The organism is Paenibacillus sp. FSL W8-0919, assembly GCF_038003785.1.
GTDB lineage: Bacteria > Bacillota > Bacilli > Paenibacillales > Paenibacillaceae > Paenibacillus_AQ > Paenibacillus_AQ lactis.
Map to the genome: position 1 here is coordinate 712,789 of NZ_JBBOPV010000001.1, position 19,489 is coordinate 732,277.

Genomic DNA, 19,489 nt, shown 5'->3' on the forward strand with positions numbered 1-19,489 from the left:
TATAGCGAATTTTGTGTTTTTTTGTCGAATTAAAAAGAATTTTAGCTTGATGTAACAATTGTCATTGCGAACATAACAAATGAAACAAACCCTTCACCTCAACTTGGATAACACGCTATGAAAAAGTGAAAAAAATTATAATATTTCCGAAAAACCATGAAAGAACGAAAAAAAGGATCCGATATAAATGGTGTGTTACACGCAATTCCAAAAATAGCCGCAGTTTGCCCGTACCCGGAAATGCCGCGGCCATTGCGACAAAGGGGGCGTACCGTACTTCAGCAAACATAACGACACCGACAATTTGGACAAGAGCGGCTGCTTTAAGCTATCCGCTAAGGGAGAAATGTTAACGTCCTCCTAGCTGCTTGAATCGGACGAAGAAACTAAACATCCGATCGGACAATGAGATTTTTGATACGGAGGAGAAATGGGCATGGAGCGATTAGCATCACTGTTTGAAGAGCTTGAACGCCTCACAGGCGTGGCCGATATCGCCTATCATGAAATCCGGGACGGCCGTTTGAATCCGGTATCCAAAACGAAGACGGACCAGCTCGGCGTGGAGAAGTGGAAAAGCGTTCATGCAGAGCACCCCGTCTACATCCGGCATGACCGCCTTTTGCGCGAAATGATGGAGCATCCGCAAACGGTTGTCCTGCAAGACGTCAAGAACGATCCGCGCGCGGCCGACGAGTTTTTCCTGTTTGGGATCGACAGCATTATGGTTCTGCCTGTCATGCAGCATGAGACGGTGAAGGGGATCGTCGTCGTCGCCTCGATTGGAGCACGGCATGATTTTACGAAAGAAGAGGTCAAACGTGCAGAATCACTTGTGTTTGAATACAAGGATGCGTTTCAACTACAGCATAAGGAGGATTCTTCAAGATGAATATTGCCGAAGCCGTGCTGAAGTATTTGCGAAATGTCGGAGTGGACTGCATATTCGGAATTCCGGCCGGGATCATCGGCCCGATCTATGACGCGTTGATTGATGTCGATATCAAGCCGATCATTACGAAAAATGAAGCCGGCGCCGCCTATATGGCTGCGCGATATGCCAGCAATTCCGGCAAGCTCGCCGTTTGTGCCGGTGCCGGTGCGGTCGGGGTCGGCAATATGATGAACGGGATTGCCGATGCCATGCGCGCCAAAGCCCCTCTGCTGGTCATCACCGGATACGTAAACCGGTGGCAGATCGGCAAGGGAGCCATCCAAGAGATGGATGCGCAGGATATTGTCCGGCCCATCACCAAATACAGCAACACCGTGATGAACGAAGCCGATGTGTTGGCCGAGCTGGATAAGGCGGTAAGGATCGCGCTGACTCCCCCTTGCGGGCCTGTGCATATTTCGGTTCCGATCGATGTGCAGCGGATGGAAGCGCCGGCGCTCTTGCCTGCGGCTCCAGAGCCTTCCGCGCTTCAGCGTATTCGCCCGAATCCGGATGAGATGGAGCGTGCTGCAGCCCTCCTGAATGAGGCTGAGCGGGGAATCATTATGGTCGGACGCGGCGGGCGCTCATCAGCCGAAGCCATCATGCGTCTCAGCGAACGGCTGCAGTGGCCCATCATTACGACGCCATCGGCCAAAGGCATCATTCCGGCCGAATTTCCGCTTAACTTAGGGAATTACGGATTTTCAAGCACCGATGCGGCGATGGAATACGTCACCTCTTCGAAGGCCACCTGCATTTTAATCTTGGGTACAAGCCTGGGAGAGTCCTCTACATGCAACTTCAATGATGTCCTGGTGGACGGACGCAAGGTGATTCATGTCGACCGTGATGCCAAAGAGCTTGGGAAAGTCTTCCGGACCGATGCAGCCGTTGTTGCCGATCTCCGGGATGCCGTTCCTTATTTTGCGGAGCACGTGAGTCCGTCTTCAGCTTCATTTAAGAAGCCGTTCCCGCTTAACGAGGCCTACGAGCCCAATCATACAGGCTTGTCGCTGCGCCTGTTTCTGGAGAAGCTGAGCCAAGTGATGCCGGCAGACACGCGATATGTATGCGATATCGGGGAATTTACCAACTTTGTCCTGAAGTACTTGGAAGTGCCCGCCGGCGGCGATTTTGAAATCAATCTGAACTATGGAGCGATGGGATCGGCGATGGCGGGAGGACCGGGACTATATCTGGCCGACTCGACCCGCCCGGTTGCCGTTATTGCGGGGGACGGCTCGTTCTTCATGAATGGCACCGAGGTGCTTACCGCTAAAGAGTACGGTCTGCCCATCATTTATTTCATTATTAACAACGCCATGCTGTCTTACGTCGAGCGCGGGCAGAAGTTTCTATATAACCGCACGATCCCGGATTACAAGCAGGAGAGAATCTCCATCGCCGACATGATGCGAATCGCCGGAATCCGAGCGATGTCTGTCGACCGTCTGGAGGACATGGAGGATATTCCGGGATTCCTGCGGGAGATGACAGGGCCGTGCATCATTGAGGTCAATACGGACGGCAGCGAGCCCGCGCCGATCTTGGATCGCTTGAAAGCCCTGAAGAAATAAGCACTAAGGTACAACACCAATTCAACATAATATGTTTCGATCATAGGAGGAAGAGCAACATGGGAAGCTTTAATATCAAAATCGATCAAGCTGCAAAAGTATTTCATGCCGAGGTGGAAGGCACCTTCTCGCCGGAAGACGGAATGGCATCCATTGAGGCTTACGGCAAGGCCATCTCAACCATTTCCGTTCCGGAATATGAAATTGACATCGACTGCACGAAGCTGAACGTCTCTGCGCCTGAGACGCTTCCGCTTTTGGAAGGATGCTTCGAGATGTATAAAAAAGACGGCTTTAAGAAAGTTACGCTGCGCATTTCCAAAAATCCGATCCTGAAGATGCAGCTCGGGCGTGTTGCTCGTGGCGTGAAGCTGGACAACTACGAAATTATCGAACAATAAGGAGAGATGGCCATGAGAGGTGTACAAATTCGCGAGATTGAAATCTACCATCCTGCTAATGAAGTAGACAACGAATACTACATTAACTATTTTGCGGAAAGAGGTACGGATGTTACCGGACTTGTAACCGCTCTGGGCCGTAATAAGCGTTTTATTATCGATAATCCGGAAGAGAATACATTCACGATGGCCGTGCAGGCATCCAAGCTGGTGCTGGAGAAGAGCGGGCTGTCCGCAAAAGACGTAGATCTGATCATCTTCACTTCCCAGACACCGGAATATTTGCTGCCCAGCAATGCGCTGAAGCTCCACCATGCCCTTGGAGGCGATCTCCTAACGGCTTGCTTCGACATTAACGCGAATTGTGCCGGCATCCTTGTTGCGGTAGAGCAGGCTTCCCGCTATATGACCGCTAATCCTAGGGTAGAGCGTGCGCTTGTGGTCGGCTCCGATTATCTTTCGGTTCACAGTCCGGAGGAGCCGGTGTATTATTCGAATTTTGCCGAATCGGCAGTAGCCGTGATTTTGGAGCAAGCGGAAGGCACCCGCGGTTTGATCGATTCCGTCTATCAAACCGATACATCCGTTATCGACAATTCCCTGTTCCCGGCCCACGGCTTGTCGAATCTGTACCGTGAGGAGTTTACGGCTAAGGATGCGCAGGTGAAGTTTACGCCTTTCGATGATTCGGTCTGTGCCGAATCCGCGGTGAATTCGATTCGCATCTTGCTGGAACGCAACGATCTGACCAAGGATGATATTGCCGGCTTTATGTTCTCCCAATTTACCTTGGGCAATATCAAGCATGTTTCGGAGCGCCTCGGGATTGATCAGGACAAGGTTCCTTATATCGGGGACAAGTACGGTTACACCGCGACAACGAGCCCTTTCCTCGCCCTGTACGAAGCAGTTCGGGCCGGAAAAGTGAAGCGCGGCGATTACCTGGTCTTCTGGACGGTAGGAGCGGGTTGGCAAAATGTCAGCCTGTTGATTCAGTACTGAGCATCCTGCTCTGGGAACGGACCGATTCTCAACGTTAATAATAAAAGGTATCTGCAGCAAGAAGCCCGCCCATTTTCCGCAATGGACGGGCTTCTCCATGTCATGGATTCATGCAGGGGAAAATCACCCTGCCAATACGGTTACGATCTTGTCCCGAAGCGCGTCCGGTCCTGCAACAACCCCGGATGTTCCCCAAGTGAACGGCGATCCGTCGACATCGGATACGCAGCCGCCCGCTTCTTCGATCAGCAGCGCGCCTGCCAGCCAGTCGTAAATTTCGCGGCCAAACTCCCAGTAGGCATCCATGCGCCCGCAGGCCACATAAGCCATCTGAAGCGCGACGGAGCCGAGCATGCGCAGCGCCGTGCATTCCGGCAGCAGCTTGCCGACGCTCCAGGCGGTCAGCTTGACGTTCTCGGGCTCCACCTCGACTTTGTTAGGGGGAGCCGTCAGCAGAAGCGCATCGGCCAGACCCGTTTTCGCCGATACCCGAATCCTCTCGCCGTTCAAGTAAGCCCCTTCTCCGCGGACCGCATGGAACAATTCGCGGCGGCCGGCATCATAAACGGCCGAGAAGACGGCAACGCCTTCCCGGATCAAGCAAAGGGAGATCGCCCAAAATCCGAATCCCTGATGCAGATGGACGGCTCCGTCGATCGGGTCAAGCACCCAGTAGGCGTCTCCGTATTCCGGACTTCCCTGCCTGGCTGCATCCAGCTCAGCATCGGACCATGGCAGCCCGGGATGGATTTCGTTCACCGCCTGGCGTATGCGGCGCTCTGCCCAGCCGTTGGCGTCCGCAAAACGTTCAATCAGCTGCTCCCGCGACGCTGCAGGAGCAAGCCCTCCATATTCCTCCAACAATTCTTCCCCGACTTGAGCCAGTATGGCCCCGATGGCATGTGGATCTACATGGATCATAAAATGTCCACTCCTCAGGATAGTATTTTTGAATACTACTAATATTTTCGCAAAAAGAAGCGGTCTCCCGCTACTCTATTCCAGCAGCTCCCGAAACGGGCTGATAATCCGTTCATAATCGCTGCCGTATTGATCCGAAAGCTCGGCGGCGAAATCCTCCTCAATCCGCTCCATCACCAGATCGTGATATAGACCGTTCTGAAGCAGTTCAATTATGGAAGGATGATCGGTTTCAAGCGCCGTTAATCGGAGAGACCGGCCGAAGCTTCCGATTAATGCCGACTTCGAATCGCACAGCATCGAGAATTTTCTGGACTGCGCCTGCTGCCATATCTCGCTCCGCTTATGCTCGATGACATGCTTCAGGGAGAGCCCGGATTCTCCGATGACAATCGCGACAACTCGGACGCCGCGCCGTTCGGCCTCAGACAGCGCCTCGCTCATCCAGTGGACGTCTTCGGACCATAGATCAACGACAATGCTCTTCTCGGCGTTTGCCGCCAGACGGTCAATGGCTTTGCGCAGCGCCTGATCCCCCTTCCAGCTGTAGAACGACGGCGAGGACTTCGGCGGCGCGTTCAGCTCCTCAAGCAGCATACGTGCATTTTGATCGAATTGGGTTTTCAGCGTCTTCACCACCTGACCGATCGGCACCGCATCATATAACACGGGATCCGCCTCGATCGTTCGGCACACCCCCTTATCCGTCATCGCCCGCAGGGCCGCATAAACGTTCGAACGGGATACCGACACCCGCTTGGCTACTTCATATCCCGACATTTCGGGGGATTCGTGCAGGGCAAGGTAAATACGCGCCTCCAAATCCGACAGCCCGATGCTTCGCAGCTCATCAATCATCGTAACGCTCCTTTTCGCCATTAGTAGTATTATTCAATAATACTACTGTTGAGGAGGTATGTTGTCAATCCTTTCATTTTATCAGCCATTCCAATTGTGATGAGGAACTCTAATCCGCAAAAGGCATCTCTTTAACGCTATCTAGCAATAGGCTATAACCTCGATAAGTAGTCTAATATAAAAACCACTGATTTTATCAAGATCAGTGGTTTAGATCAAACTTCAATTCTTTACATTTAAACGCTGCGGTGTTTTAGGATCTAATTGTGTCCATTCTCCTGTATCTCTATCAGTAAAAATATATTTAGTATTTGGATCGTCGGCGAATATTACGTAAACAGGGAATTTAGGCATACTACTTAGTTTCGCCTTAATACTGATGATATCAGATTCAGCGTAGCCTTCTACATTAATTAAATGGTTCTTTAAGCTCTTTTCTAGTGCATTGTATTTGTATTGTAGTGCTGCATAACCGCCTCCTATAATTAACACAATTACTATCACAAAAATAGCCAAGGTTTTTTTCACTATTAACATCCTCCCTTACGAAAATCTAAGTTGTCAAATTGAAAATCTCATAACACTTTATCATATCCGATAATCTTAAAAAGAAAAACTGCACAATGGCAGTTTCTAGTATAAATTATTGTGCTGTAAATTGAGTTACATATACCAAATTAGGAGCATTTATTACCATTGATGGAGTAATAAATCCTCTTAGATCGGGGGTATTACCAAGATCCAATAGATCTATTCCTTCCCCGTAATAGAATGCCTGCCATACAAATTTCGAACAATAGTTTGGAGAGAGTGTGCTCTTCTTTACGTATGGTTCAATTTCGTATTTTGTCACATACTTATAGTTGTATGTTGCCCATTTGGCAGCCTCAACCCCCATACCATTAATAGGTCTATAGACTTTGATAGTTTCTCCTTTGCCATGTCTACTCATATAACCTGACATGTTATCTACGGTCCCACCATTCACAGGTAATGTTACGTGGACCACTTTATAATTTGAATTTACAATTCCAGTATGCCCCACAATCTGTGAACTAGAGCCTAGCGTTTTTGTCGAATAGAGGACATCTCCGATTCGCATTGGAACATTAAGTACCGGGATATGTAGGCCCAATCTCCGCAAATGGTTCAATTAATTCGCTATCATTTTGGATTGAAATATCTTCGCTACTGTCCGTGTTATCATTAACTTCTATGTTATAAAGATTGATACTCTCCTCAGAAGTAAGACTCTCAGCACTAACAACTGATCCCCCCGTTGGGAAAAATGCAGCTAATGTCTCCCTCCGTTTCCAGCCACTCCTGTGCCTTCATATTCAAATAACAGCACCTTGGCCTAAGCCTAAACAAAAAACCGCTCCTATCGCATCTCGGGAGCGGTTCTTTGATGCCAATATCTTACTCGAACAGCGGCACCTTCGGGTCTTTGCCATTGCAGTGGACCAGCATCGCATGCAGCTGTCCCCGGTGATGGTACAGGTGGGCCAGAATCTCAAGCAGCCACTCATAACGGGTATAGGTTGCGCCCCAATAGGACGCCACTTCCCGATGCAGCTCCTCGTCGCTCATCTCATGAAACGCCTGCGCCAGATACGAATAGCTCGTTAACAATTCAGCCTGGATATCCTTCAGGTTATTCAGCGACACGCCGGCGTAATAAGCGCTCATCTCTTCCTGCGTCGCCCCGCCGGATATAAGGAAGTCGGCCCTGCAGATGACCGCGATATGCTTCAGCAGCTCGCCGACGGAATGCTTGTCCGCCGTTGGCCTGACGAACAGATCCTCCTCTGTTAGCTTGTCAATAATCGCCACGACCGACAGCACCGCCACTTCGATCTGGTGCAGCGCATATGTACAAAAGGTATTCATTCCCGTTCTCTCCCATCTTAGGTTGTCGTTCAGCATGCTTGGGGTATGTAGTTTAAAACTCCGCTCTATATTATAGAACACATGTTCCTGTATTTTCAATAAAAAACAACCTGGTTCTCTTTGAAGCGAGAGAATCAGGTCGTTGTCCGTGTATTTGCTGTTCGTGTTGTCGTGCTGTCGTGCTGTTCATATTATCTATCCGACCAGCGTATAGCCGGTCGTATTTTCAAGCACCTTCACGTTGAAGGATGCTCCGCCGGCATCACGCGTTACGCTGACCGACAGATGGCCATTACCGATCGCAATCCGCTCGGCCTTCAGCTCGTTCATGCCCTCCGGCAGGAACGGTGACAACGCGATTTCCTTCCTAGGCACATCGGGGTACAATCCGAGCATCGCCTGCAGAAAAGCGATCGACGTGCCGGCCGCCCATGCCTGCGGCGAACAGGTCGTCGGATAAGGCACCGGATAACCGAGCCCCGCATCATTCCCACAGAACAGCTCCGGGAGGCGCTGGTACTCGAAGGACTCCGAGGCCTTGAGCAGTCCGGAAATGACCTTGCCGGCCTCTTCCTTGAAGCCCTGCTTGCCCAGCCCAAGCAGAATCATCCCGTTATCGTGCGGCCACACGCTGCCGTTGTGATAGCTCATCGGATAGTAGCCCGTGGAGCCTGTGCTCATCGTACGGATGCCGTATCCGCTGAACATGTCGTCCTTCAGCATCCGCTTGGACTGGGCTGCGGCTCGTCCGGCTTCAGGGAGCCCGCTCATGAGCAGATGCCCGGGATTCGAGGTTACGCTTCGCACCTGACGCTGCTCCTTATCCAGCGCAATCGCGTAGCACTGCTCGTCCTCCATCCAGAACGCCGCCTCGAATCTTGCGCGGAGCTCCTCGGCCTCCTCTTCTAGCTTGCGGGCCAGCTCGTGCTCGCCCATGTCAGCGAACACGGGGACGAGCGATTTCTTCGCCTGATATACATATCCTTGCACCTCGGACAATGCGATGGGCGACTCCGCATATTCCCCATGCTCATGGATGATGGAGTTCGCTGAATCCTTCCAGCCTTGGTTTGGGAAGCCCTTCTCGGCTTCCTGCTTGTAGGCCATGAAGCCGTTCCCCGCTTCCAAGGCAGCATTGATATAATCAAGCGCCCGCAGCATGTTCGGCTTCAGCTCCCCCGCGAGAGACAAATCGCCCGTCCAGCGGTAATATTCTCCGATCAGGGCAAGAAACAGCGGAGTGGAATCGATCGTGCCATAATAAGGAGAGAACGGCGATTGCCCGGTCGTAACCAGCTCGCCGTAACGAATCTCGTGCATGATTTTTCCCGGCTGCTCGTCTCGCCAAGGATCCGTCTTCTCCCCTTGATTGGAGGCCAGCGTCTTCAGGGTTCCCTTGGCCAGCTGCGGATTCACCGGCAGCATGAACAGGGCGGTGATCAGGCTGTCCCGGCCGAATGGAACCGCGAACCATGGCAGTCCGGCCACCGTCGTGTCGCCGAAGCCGACGTCCAGGGTCAGCATGCGCAAATCCTGCAGACCTCGCTCGAACAATCCGCTGAACACGGCAGAGTCGGATTTCACCCGCGTGCTGTTTGCGTACCACTGCGCATAGGAAGCCTCCAGCTTCCTCAGCCCCTCGTCATAAGACAGCGGCTCCGGCTCCGCGTGCTCCTCCGTGATCGGCGCAATGAAGAAGGTGACCACCCGCTGTTCCTTCGGTTTCAAGAACATCGGGAACGTAATCGTTCCTCTTCCATGCGCCTTGCCGCCCTCGGCATCCCAGGAAATGCGCGTCTTGCGTCTTTGGCTATCCGCGCCCATATAAGACAGCGTCAGCTCCCGGTCTTTGGCGCTTGCTTCTTCCATGCGGCCAACGTCCCCGGTGCGGTATTTCCGAACCAGGAACATATCCTGGAAATCGGCATCGAATGCGACCGAAAACTCAACGTTCCGGGCATCGATAAAATAGTTGGTGAGCGTGCAGCGCTCGTAGAGGATCCCGCCGTAAATAAACCGCTCCCGGTGCAGCTCGATCGCTCCCTCATCCTTGGAATCCTTCATCAAGCGGAAGGAAGCGATGTAGCTCTTATCCCCGGCGGAGGACAACAGGGAAGGCCTCTCCCCGTCAATGAACGCCTCCATGCGGCTTAAGAAGCGCGTATCCTTCGTATATAAACCGTGACCCTGATCATCCCCAGGAGCCATATCCCCATTCAACCCCGTCAGAAAGAACAGATCCCCTTCCTTAATTACGCGATAATCCATCATTCATCCCCCTTTTATCGCCCTTACGGCGTTTCAAATCACGGTGAGCTCCGTACGCAGCCCTTCCTCCGAATGCGGCCCGACCCAAATATGAAACTTCCCGGGCTCAACCGTGAACGCCATCCGTTCGTCGAGAAGCCCGAGCTCATCCGGCCCAAGCGCAAAATGGACGACACGGCTCTCTCCTGGCTCAAGAAACACCTTGCTGAAGCCCTTCAGCTCCCGGACGGGACGGGTAGAGCTGGCCACCAGATCGCGAATGTACAGCTGCACGGTCTCTTCGCCGGCGCGCTTGCCGGTGTTCCTGATTCTCACAGACAAATTCGCGCTCTCGTCCTTGCCGATTACAGGCTTGTCCAGCGCCAGATCCGCATATTCAAACGTCGTATAGCTGAGGCCGTACCCGAACGGGTACAAAGGCGAATCGTCGCAATCGATGTAATCCTCGTACAAATGCGGACGTCCCGTATTCTTCCGATTGTAATACATCGGAATTTGTCCGGTTGCCCGCGGAACGGTTACCGGCAGGCGGCCGCTCGGGTTGTGCGCCCCGGTCAACACATCGACCACGGCATACCCCGCAGCCGTCCCCGGGTGCCATGCCTCGATGACCGCATCCGCCAGCTCGTGCAGCCATGGCGCCGCGAGCGGGCGACCGTTCATCAGGATGACCACGACGGGCGTGAAGGTCCGGCTCTTCAGCTCCCGGATCAGCCGCTCTTGGCACGCCGGGAGCGTAATGGACGCCACATTGTAATGCTCCCCGGTCATCGGCTCCGATTCCCCGACGACCACGACCGCGACGTCACAGCGCCCTGCCAGGTCCACGGCACGATCGATCCCTCCGGGAAGTTCCTCCAAAATGCCGCTGCCCGGTTCATGGAACACCTGCGTATCCGGAGCCAGCTCGGATTGGAAGGCATCCCATACGGTAACAACGTCCTCGTCGCGGCCCTTCCACGCCCAGCAGCCCATCGTATTGTGGCGATCGTCGGCCAGCGGCCCGATCAGGGCCAGCTTCTTGAATCGGCCGGTATCCAGCGGCAGGATGCCGTCATCGTTCTGAAGCAGCACGATCGATTTGCGTGCGCTGTCCCGGGCCTGCTCCAGATGAGCGGCAGGAATGCCGATTTCCTCCGGATCGTCCTCGCTTACATAAGGATTCTCGAATAAGCCGAGCCGGAATTTCACTTTCAGAATGCGAAGCACGGCATCATCCAGCAGCTCCATCATCTCGGGATGCTCCGCAATGATGGACTCCAGATGATCGAGATAGACGCCGGAATGCATATCCATATCGACGCCTGCCGCCAAGCCTTTCAGCGCCGAATCTCTACGGTCCTCCGCGTAGCCGTGATGAATCAGCTCCTCAATCGACTCCCAGTCGCTGACCACGATGCCGTCAAAGGCCCACTCCTCCTTCAGAATATCCCGCAGCAAGTACCGGCTGCCCGATGCAGGCACGCCGTTCAGCTCGCTGAATGCGCTCATCACCGACATGGCGCCGGCCCGAATGCCGTGCGCAAACGGCGGAAGCACCGTCTCCCGCAGCGTCCGTTCCGACATATCCGTCGTATCGTAATCTCTTCCGCCCTCGACAAACCCGTACCCGGCGAAGTGCTTCACGCAGGCAGCCACGGCCGGATATCCGGACTCGTTCGGGCTCTGGAATCCCTTGACCTTCGCCGCGGCAGCCAGAGAAGACAAATACACATCTTCGCCCGTGCTCTCCGCGATGCGTCCCCACCGGGGATCGCGCGTAATATCCACCATCGGGGCAAAGGTCCAGCGGATGCCTTCGGCCGCCGCCTCCCTCGCCGCGATGCGGGCATTCTTCTCCATCGCTTCGGGATCCCAGCTGGCGGCTTCGCCAAGCGGGATCGGAAAGATGGTCCGGAAGCCGTGAATGACATCGTCGCCGATCAACAGCGGGATGCCGAGGCGGCTTTGCTCCACTGCCAGACGCTGCAATTCATTTATTTTCTTCGCCCCGTGAACGTTCAGCAAAGACCCGATCCGCCCCTCGGCGACCAGCTGCCTCTCCCGTTCCTCGCAGCGGCCGTATTGTACCGTCTGGCCGATCTTCTCGGCCAGCGTCATCCGGGCTAACAGCTCCCGCGCTCGCTGTTCTGCTTGATCCATGCAGCTCCCTCCTCAACGTATGTCTACTTAGCGATCAACAATCAGCAATCTAGCCTTTGACGCCGGCATTCGAGATGCCTTCAATATATTGGCGCTGGAACAGGAAGAAGAACAGGATGATCGGCAGCGTCGACAGCACGACGCCCGCCATGATCATCGGTGTATTCTCGAAGAACATGTCCTTCACGCTGTTCAGGCCGACGACTAGCACGTACATCTCCGGCGTATTGGCGAGCGTGCTCGGAATCAAATAGCTGTTCCAGGTGCCCGCAAACGCAAGAATCGACATCGTGATCAGGGAAGAGCGCGCCAGCGGATAGACGATCCGCCAGAAGGCGCCCATCTTCGTCAAGCCGTCGATGCGGGCGGCTTCCAGAAATTCATTCGGAACCGAGATAAAGAACTGCCGGAGCATGAAGATATACAACCCTTGATACAAGAACGGCACCGTCAAGCCCCAGAACGTGTTCAGCCATCCAAGCTGCGCCACGTTCACATATACCGGGATCAGAATCATGTGATAAGGCACCATCATCGTAGCCACCACGATCCAGTAAATCAGGCCTTTCCCGCGGAAATTCAGCTTGGCAAGCGCAAAGCCGGCCATCGGGTTAATGACGAGGTTGCCCAGAACGACGGCGCCGGTCATGATGACCGTATTCAGAAACCATCTTGGCACGTTGTACGCATCGTTTGTGAAGAATACCTTGAAATTTTCGAACGTCCAGTTGGCCGGCGACGTCAGCGTATTGACATACCGCATCGGAATGACGGACGTATAAATCGTATAGAGAAAAGGAAGGGCGAATAAAAGCCCCAGAATGATCGTGCCGATATACAGAAACGGCCGATTGCTGTTTATGCGGGTCTTCATTGCTCTCACTCCTTCTCATCCAGGAATTTTTTTTGCAGGTACGTGATCAGCATAATAATGATAAAGAACAGTACGACCGCCGCGCTTCCGTATCCGATGTTCATGTAACGGATCCCGTGCTGGTAGAAGTACGTCACCACCGTGCTGGTCGCTCCCGCCGGCGAGCCGAGTGCGCCGTAACGCGAAATCGCCGCGATCTGGTCGTAAATCTGGAAGCCGGCGATAGTGGATACCGACACGATAAAGAAGGTGATCGGCTTCAGATAAGGCACGGTGATATAGCGGAACTTGTTCCATTTTGAAGCGCCGTCGATCTCGCCGGCCTCGTACAGATCCTTCGGTATTTCCTGCAGGCCGGACAGATACACGATCATCGTGAAGCCTGCCTGCTGGAAAATGAACAGGATGCAGACGAACAGAAGCGCATAGCGGGTATCCGCAAACCAGGTGACGTTCCCGAAGCCCAAAACGCCGAAGAAATCGGTCAGAAAGGTCCCTTGCTTAAACATCATCATGAAAACGGTCGTAATGGCGATCTGCGAGGTGATATACGGCAGGAAAAACACCGTACGGAAAATCCCCTTGCCCTTCAGCTTCTGGTTCACGAGGATGGCCAAAAGCAGCCCGAGCAGCGTTTGGATCGGGATCGAAATGACCACGATCTCCAAGGAATGCAGCAGCGCCCGGAAAAACTCCTTATCGTGAAGAATCGCCGTATAGTTCTCGAGGCCGATGAATTTGGCCTGGTCCAGTGCCGCAAAATTGGCGTCCTGGAAGCTTCTCACGAAGGATTGGATAAACGGATATAAAAACCACCAAGCCCACAAAATCAAAAAGGGCAGCGTAAACAACCAGCCGAGTGTCTTGTCGGAGTCGGCCAGCGAACGCAGCCAGGACTGCTTGATCTTGCCGCCCTTCGCGCCGACATGCTTGCTGCTGTATTCGGACATAAGTTATCCCCCACTCCCATGCTAGAATTGAATCGCTCATGCAAAATAAAGGCTCCCGCCTCCCTGATATCAAGGAGCGGGAGCAGGTTGTTGCCTGTTTTTCTTATTGGAACTGGCTCTGAATATCGTCGAGAATTTGCTGAGCCGTCTTACCGGAACCGCCAAGCACAAGGCCTTCCAGCTCTTTCACCAGTTCATCCGTGAAGCGCTTGGTATCGGTCGGATAGCCATAGTCGGTGCTGTATTCCAGCGCCGGCTGAAGCGCCTTGAACTCCGGATTTTTCTCGAAGTATTTCTCGGACAGCGACGACACGGCAGGATTGAAGCCAAGATCCATGAATGCGGTTTGCGTGTCGTCATTGGTCATGTAATAAGCGGCCTTCAGTGCGGCCTCCTTGTTCTTGGCATCCTTCAGCACCATATAAGCGTCGGAGCTCATGGTGCTGCCGTTCGTTGTGCCTTTCGGAACCGGAATCGCAACGTATTTCATATCCGGGTTGGCGTCCTTCAGGTAGCCTTTATACCAATATCCGCCGGTGCTCATAGCACCCAGGCTGTTCGCGAACACTTCGCCGTCCCAGCCGAAGCCGGCGGATTTCGGAGTAACCGCGATGCCTTGGTTGTACATGTCGATGATCAATTCCAGCGCTTTTACGTTTTCAGGGGAGTTGATGGTCTTGCCGTTGCCCCATCCGCCGCCGAAGCTTTTCACGTAGTTCGTAATATGGAATGCGTCCAGATTGACGATAATGCCTTTTACATTGCCTTTGTTCAGCACTTTCGCCGCTTCGATCACTTCGTCCCATGTGGTTGGGTAATCGCCAAGACCGGCGTCCTTCCACATCTGCTCGTTAATGAAGAACATGGCCGGCATGTCGCTGTTCGGAATGCCGTACTGCTTGCCGTCAACATTCCAGATCTTCTTCGAGGTATCCGGGAAACGGCCCATGTCAACGCCCGTCGCTTGAACCAGATCATCAATCGGCGTGAACAGGCCTTTGTTGATGTACTCGTATGCGCCTTCATTGGACATCTTAATAAAGTCAGGCGCTACGCCTGCCGCAATTTCGCCGGGCAACGTATTCCAGAACTGCTCGCTGCTCGGATACTGCTTGATCTTCAGCTCGATCTCGGGATATTTCTCGGAAATGGTATCGGCTGCTTTCTGGTAGATCTCCAAATCCTGCGCCGTACCCCAGAAGCCGAAGTTTACGGTCACTTTCTCTCCGGATGCTCCTTCTTTATTGTCAGCGCTTTTATTGCCGCCGCAAGCGGTTAACGCGACAACAAGAGCCAGGCATAATACCAGCATGGCGGAAATCTTCTTGTTCACTTTACCCATGGTTGCTACCCCCTATGTTTCGTTTCGTTAAACCTTACACATTCATGATAAGGAGTCCGAAGAATAAAAAAAATTAATCAAATGATGATTAATTTTTTAATATTGACTATTTTTTTATAGATATCTTGCACGAGAGAAACGATTTTATGAGAAATTACACTTTCTTCTCTAAAATCACACTTCTTCTTTCCTATATTGCTTAGGAGATAAGCCTGTGTATTTCTGAAATACAATCGCAAAATGGGCCTGATTATGAAATCCCACCATCTCGGCGACATCATATATTTTGTATCGATAGTCCCGAAGCAGTCTCTTCGCTTTCTCAATCCGGAGCTCATTAATATAGTCGAACAGCCCTTGGCCAACCTCCTGCTTGAACAGCCGGCTGACGTAATTCGGGCTGACATGCAGCAGCTCCCCGAACAATTTCAGGGAAAGGCTCTCGGCATAATGCTCCTCGATATATTCCATAATGCTGCGCGTAAGCTGGCTGTAGCCTTTATTCAACAGTCGCTGGCGCTGCTTGAGACGGTCCTCGAACAGCTTCCGGTAGCCCGCGGCCAGTCCCCGGAAATCCTCGATATCCTCGAAGCCTCCGCTGTGCTCCGCCCCTGATTCAACTTTGCCGTCGTCCCCGCCGATCATGAACAGCAAGCCTTCGTACACTTTGCGGACATCCCGCTCCTCCATGCACTCCTCCTGCTCCAAGAACGCCTCCCAGCGGGACAGCAGCTCCAGAAAACGTTCATTCTCCTCTTCCCGCAGCGCCGACTTCATCTGGCTCACATAGGCATCCGCCTGCTTCAGCGCGCTCTCCCCCTGCAGCCGCAGATGCTGATAATAGAAGATGGACGTATCAGGATGGTAAAAATGATGGGACAGCGCTTTAGCCGCCTGCTCATAGCCTGCAGGAATGGCGCTGTAGCCTTCGAACCAATCGCTGACGCCCAGCACGATATCGATGTTCACGAACCGCTTCAGGGCCGAGCTGATCATCTGCACCAATTTGTTTACGCGGTTTAGGGATGCGAGCAGACTCTTATGCTCGCTGTTGCTGATGAATACGCAGCTATGCTGGACGTCTAGCTGCAGGTATTCGACCTCCTTCTCTTTGGAGAGCATCTCGCGCACCACATTTTGAACGGTGCTGGGGAGCACCGATTCGGTTTCTTTCGTATATCGCTGAATGACTGTGCGATAGTTTTTGATTTTAAAGAGAACGATATACATATTCCCTTCCTCAAGACTCGTTTCGGACAGGTCCTGCACCTTGCCTTCGAGGGCCTCATACAGCAGCTGTTCCTTCCGGCTGCCTTGCGTCACCACGGTCGGCGGGGCAGGCGTCCCGCTTGTTCCAAGCTGCTCCCGGATGCTCCGAAGCATCGCTGTCAGCTCGCGTTCGTTCATATCCGGTTTATGGAAGTAATCGAAAGCCCCAAGCTTCAAAGCTTCCTTCACATAAGCTATATCGTCGAAGCTGCTAAGCACCACGATCTGAACCGGCAGCTGCTGCTCACGAACCCTGCGAAGCACCTCAATGCCGTCCAGCTTGGGCATTTTGATGTCGAGGAGCACCACATCCGGGTCCTTGTCCGCAATTTGCTGCAGCGCCTCCTCTCCGTCACCGGCCTCTCCGACGATCTGCACACCCTGAGCTTCCCAGTCGATTGCTGACTTGATGCCGATCCGAACGAGCGGCTCGTCATCCACGATAAGTATCCGCACTTGCTATCACCCTGCTTCTTCTGTGATGATCGGAACGCGGATCCATGCCACCGTTCCGCCTTGCTCCCTTCGCTGGATCCAAAGCCCGTATTCCGGACCGAAGTGAAGGGATATCCGGTTACGAATATTGTTCAATCCGATCGAGTTGAAGCCATCCCTTGGCCCGTTCTGTTCCTTCTTGGGCTGCCCGTCCTCCGGGAAGCCCCGTCCGTTATCCTCGACCTTCATGACAAGCGCTCCTTGATCCTCATAAATAGCGATGATCAGGTGGCCTTTATAGTCAATGCCTTCGAATCCGTGAAACACTGCATTTTCCACTAGCGGCTGCAATAGAAACTTCAGCGTCCTATATTTCATAACGGCCGGATCGACCTCATACGTGACATCGAAGGTATTAAAGTACCGAAAATCGAGGATTTTGGTGTAATTCTCCATGAATTCGACCTCCTCGGCAATGGTAACGTAGTTCCCTTCCTTCTTTACCGTGAACTTGATGACGGACGAGAACGCCTGCAGCGCTTCTTCGATGCCCGCAGCGCCCTGGATTTTGGCCATCCACTTAATCACGTTCAGCGTATTATAGATAAAATGCGGGCGGATCTGCGACTGGAGCGCATTCATTTCCAGCTTCCGCTTCTCCTCCTCCTCCACGTAGATTCGCTCGATCAGCTCCCGGATCTCCTTGAGCATTTGGTCGACCGTGTTGTTGATGACGCCGATCTCCCCACGCTGCTTCGTATCCAGGCTTACGTTCAGCTGCCCTTGGGATACCAGCTTCATCTTGCTGTTGAGCACCGCCAGCGGCTTCATGATCGTGGTCGCGATTCGGGCGGAGATCAGGATCGAGAGCACCAGAAGCAAGATGAGGACGCCGATCAAAACCGCTACCATCAGGTACACGATCGAGAACAGGTCCTTCTTCGGAATGACGGTGACGGCCTTCCAATTCGCCAGCGAGGAACCGGAAGAAATGATATAGGTGTCCCGGGCAATCTGCGTGTTCACCTTGCCGTCCTTATGATATTGAAACTCGCTGCCAAGCACCTCGGAAGCCGGCAGCCCGATCTCTTCCGCATTCATGCTGTGAACGATCCGGTCGGCTTCATCGATAAGGTAAAAGCTCGTGTTTTCCGAAAAGGCCGTATCGCTCCACAGCGTCTTCAGCTTGTCCACCGAAATGTTAAACAGGATAAAGCCGAGGTCCTCCTTCGTATAGGGGTCCATAATGGCCCGGCCTACCGATACGACCGGCACGCCCTTGGCGGACAGCAGCTCCTCCTTGTGTATGCCGATTGGCACAAAGAGTCCATACGCCTCCCGGATCTTCCGGACAAACGGCTCCTCGGTGAATCGGTCCCTGAAATAAGCAGCATTCATATATTCCCGGTTGCTGCGGCCGATGATCGACTTGCTGTTCTCATGATAAATGACCACCGAATCGATCAGATCAGAATATAGCATGATGCCGCTCTGGATCAAGCCGTTCACTTTGTCGAAATCCTGGCCGCGTTCCAGCAGGGGATACTCGATTTTGGCGTAATCCTTGCGCATGATCTGATACACCGTCGAGTCCTGGATCGGGAACATTGACAGCCGCAGCAGGGGCTGAAGGGATGTATCGATATTTTTGACGATCTGTTTATTGTTCTCCACGGCCGCATCAATCATCGTTGTACGGTTGTTGTCCACATATACCCAGGATACGATCCCGCCGATCAGAATGAGCGGCACAATGATGAAGCAGGAGAAAGCGGCGATCAGCTTATGCTCCAGGCTTAAATCCAGCATTTTCTGTTTTAGTCTGTTCATGCTAGAGGTCTCTTTCTTCATGTCGATATGGATTTGGCTCCGCTTAACCGGAACTGGCGCGGCGTCATCCCCGTAAAATTTCGGAACACCTGCGTATAATAGCTCTGGCTGCAGAACTTGAACGTGAATGCGATTTCGGAGATGGACTGATTCGTGTACACAAGCAGATGCTTGGATTCCTCCACCTTTCTCCGGTTAATATACGAGGTCAGCGGCATGCCGGTCTCCCGCTTGAAGCGGTCGGACAGGTAGCTCGGGTGAACGCCCAGATGGTCCGCGATTCCCTGCAGGGACAGCTCTTGAAAAATATGCTCGCGAATATAATAGATCGCCAGGTTCACAATATGCGAGTACGTCAGCTCTTCCTTCTCCTTGCGGATCATCGAGACGAACTGCACCAGCATCTCGTATTCGAATGCGACGAGACGCTCCACATCGCCGATCTTCTCGATTTCCAAAATAAGCGTGTCGCTGAGATGAAAGGCCGTCTCCGGATCGACGCCGCCCTTAATAATCGCCCGGGTAAATAACGTACAAGAGGCAATCAGCGCGTTCTTCTTGGAGCGGAGCGGATAGCTGGCCAAGACCGCGGCCTCGAGCTCATTGATCTTGCGCAGCATATCCATCGCTTTGGCCTCGTCGCCGAATCGGATCGCTTCCAGCAGCTCATGCTCGTAATCGAACGGCGGATGGATAAAATTGTCGCGTAAATACTGCATCCGGGAAGACAAAACAAAGGGCGGGTTTGCCGGCCGGGACAGCTCCTTCATTATTTGCACACCACCTAAAAATA

At 53.0% G+C, this 19,489-nt stretch carries 17 protein-coding genes; 4 read left to right on the forward strand and 13 right to left on the reverse strand.

What is annotated here, in order from left to right; translation table 11 throughout:
* The first annotated feature begins 436 nt into the window (after positions 1 to 436).
* Genes NST44_RS03045 through NST44_RS03060 form a run of 4 tightly spaced genes read left to right on the forward strand, consistent with a single transcriptional unit; the run spans position 437 to position 3,917 of the window.
* Positions 437 to 892 (forward strand): GAF domain-containing protein, encoded by a 456-nt coding sequence (locus NST44_RS03045; RefSeq protein ID WP_007130620.1) that lies wholly within the window; start codon positions 437 to 439, stop codon positions 890 to 892.
* Complete coding sequence (locus tag NST44_RS03050) at positions 889 to 2,514, forward strand: thiamine pyrophosphate-binding protein (protein WP_007130621.1); 1,626 nt, start codon at positions 889 to 891, stop codon at positions 2,512 to 2,514. Before NST44_RS03045 ends, NST44_RS03050 begins: the two co-directional genes overlap by 4 nt.
* A 59-nt stretch (positions 2,515 to 2,573) precedes the next feature.
* On the forward strand, positions 2,574 to 2,915 hold the full coding sequence (locus NST44_RS03055; RefSeq protein ID WP_007130622.1) for a hypothetical protein: 342 nt from the start codon (positions 2,574 to 2,576) through the stop codon (positions 2,913 to 2,915).
* 12 nt (positions 2,916 to 2,927) lie between these two features.
* Positions 2,928 to 3,917, forward strand: a complete 990-nt coding sequence (locus NST44_RS03060; RefSeq protein ID WP_007130623.1) for a ketoacyl-ACP synthase III — start codon at positions 2,928 to 2,930, stop codon at positions 3,915 to 3,917.
* A gap of 123 nt (positions 3,918 to 4,040) precedes the next feature.
* Here NST44_RS03060 and NST44_RS03065 read toward each other — a convergent pair whose 3' ends face one another.
* From NST44_RS03065 to NST44_RS03125, 13 genes are all read right to left on the reverse strand, one after another.
* Positions 4,041 to 4,838, reverse strand: a complete 798-nt coding sequence (locus tag NST44_RS03065; RefSeq protein ID WP_007130624.1) for an inositol monophosphatase family protein — start codon at positions 4,836 to 4,838, stop codon at positions 4,041 to 4,043.
* 75 nt (positions 4,839 to 4,913) lie between these two features.
* Complete coding sequence (locus NST44_RS03070; protein ID WP_007130625.1) at positions 4,914 to 5,696, reverse strand: TrmB family transcriptional regulator; 783 nt, start codon at positions 5,694 to 5,696, stop codon at positions 4,914 to 4,916.
* Between the two features lie 222 nt (positions 5,697 to 5,918).
* Entirely contained in the window at positions 5,919 to 6,224 is a 306-nt protein-coding gene (locus NST44_RS03075; RefSeq protein WP_340897793.1) for a DUF3139 domain-containing protein, read from the reverse strand.
* Positions 6,225 to 6,339: 115 nt separating this feature from the next.
* Positions 6,340 to 6,660: a hypothetical protein gene (locus NST44_RS03080; protein ID WP_340897794.1), complete on the reverse strand. Its 321-nt coding sequence runs from the start codon at positions 6,658 to 6,660 to the stop codon at positions 6,340 to 6,342.
* Positions 6,661 to 7,115: 455 nt separating this feature from the next.
* A complete protein-coding gene (locus NST44_RS03085) occupies positions 7,116 to 7,586 on the reverse strand; it encodes a DinB family protein (protein WP_340897795.1) in 471 nt (156 codons plus the stop codon).
* Between the two features lie 195 nt (positions 7,587 to 7,781).
* Positions 7,782 to 9,854, reverse strand: coding sequence for an amylo-alpha-1,6-glucosidase (locus NST44_RS03090; protein WP_340897796.1), 2,073 nt, complete (start codon positions 9,852 to 9,854; stop codon positions 7,782 to 7,784).
* A 33-nt stretch (positions 9,855 to 9,887) separates the two neighbouring features.
* A complete protein-coding gene (gene bglX, locus NST44_RS03095; protein WP_007130629.1) occupies positions 9,888 to 11,996 on the reverse strand; it encodes a beta-glucosidase BglX in 2,109 nt (702 codons plus the stop codon).
* Positions 11,997 to 12,045: 49 nt separating this feature from the next.
* The gene (locus tag NST44_RS03100; RefSeq protein ID WP_007130630.1) at positions 12,046 to 12,870 is read right to left on the reverse strand and encodes a carbohydrate ABC transporter permease; all 825 of its coding nucleotides are present in this window, start codon (positions 12,868 to 12,870) and stop codon (positions 12,046 to 12,048) included.
* A 5-nt stretch (positions 12,871 to 12,875) separates the two neighbouring features.
* Positions 12,876 to 13,820, reverse strand: coding sequence for a carbohydrate ABC transporter permease (locus NST44_RS03105; RefSeq protein WP_007130631.1), 945 nt, complete (start codon positions 13,818 to 13,820; stop codon positions 12,876 to 12,878).
* Between the two features lie 103 nt (positions 13,821 to 13,923).
* Positions 13,924 to 15,162, reverse strand: coding sequence for an ABC transporter substrate-binding protein (locus NST44_RS03110; protein WP_007130632.1), 1,239 nt, complete (start codon positions 15,160 to 15,162; stop codon positions 13,924 to 13,926).
* A 174-nt stretch (positions 15,163 to 15,336) separates the two neighbouring features.
* Positions 15,337 to 16,887, reverse strand: a complete 1,551-nt coding sequence (locus tag NST44_RS03115) for a response regulator (RefSeq protein WP_007130633.1) — start codon at positions 16,885 to 16,887, stop codon at positions 15,337 to 15,339.
* Positions 16,888 to 16,893: 6 nt separating this feature from the next.
* A complete protein-coding gene (locus NST44_RS03120; RefSeq protein WP_040738808.1) occupies positions 16,894 to 18,696 on the reverse strand; it encodes a sensor histidine kinase in 1,803 nt (600 codons plus the stop codon).
* A gap of 17 nt (positions 18,697 to 18,713) precedes the next feature.
* Positions 18,714 to 19,466: a helix-turn-helix transcriptional regulator gene (locus NST44_RS03125; RefSeq protein WP_007130635.1), complete on the reverse strand. Its 753-nt coding sequence runs from the start codon at positions 19,464 to 19,466 to the stop codon at positions 18,714 to 18,716.
* Positions 19,467 to 19,489: the final 23 nt, after the last annotated feature.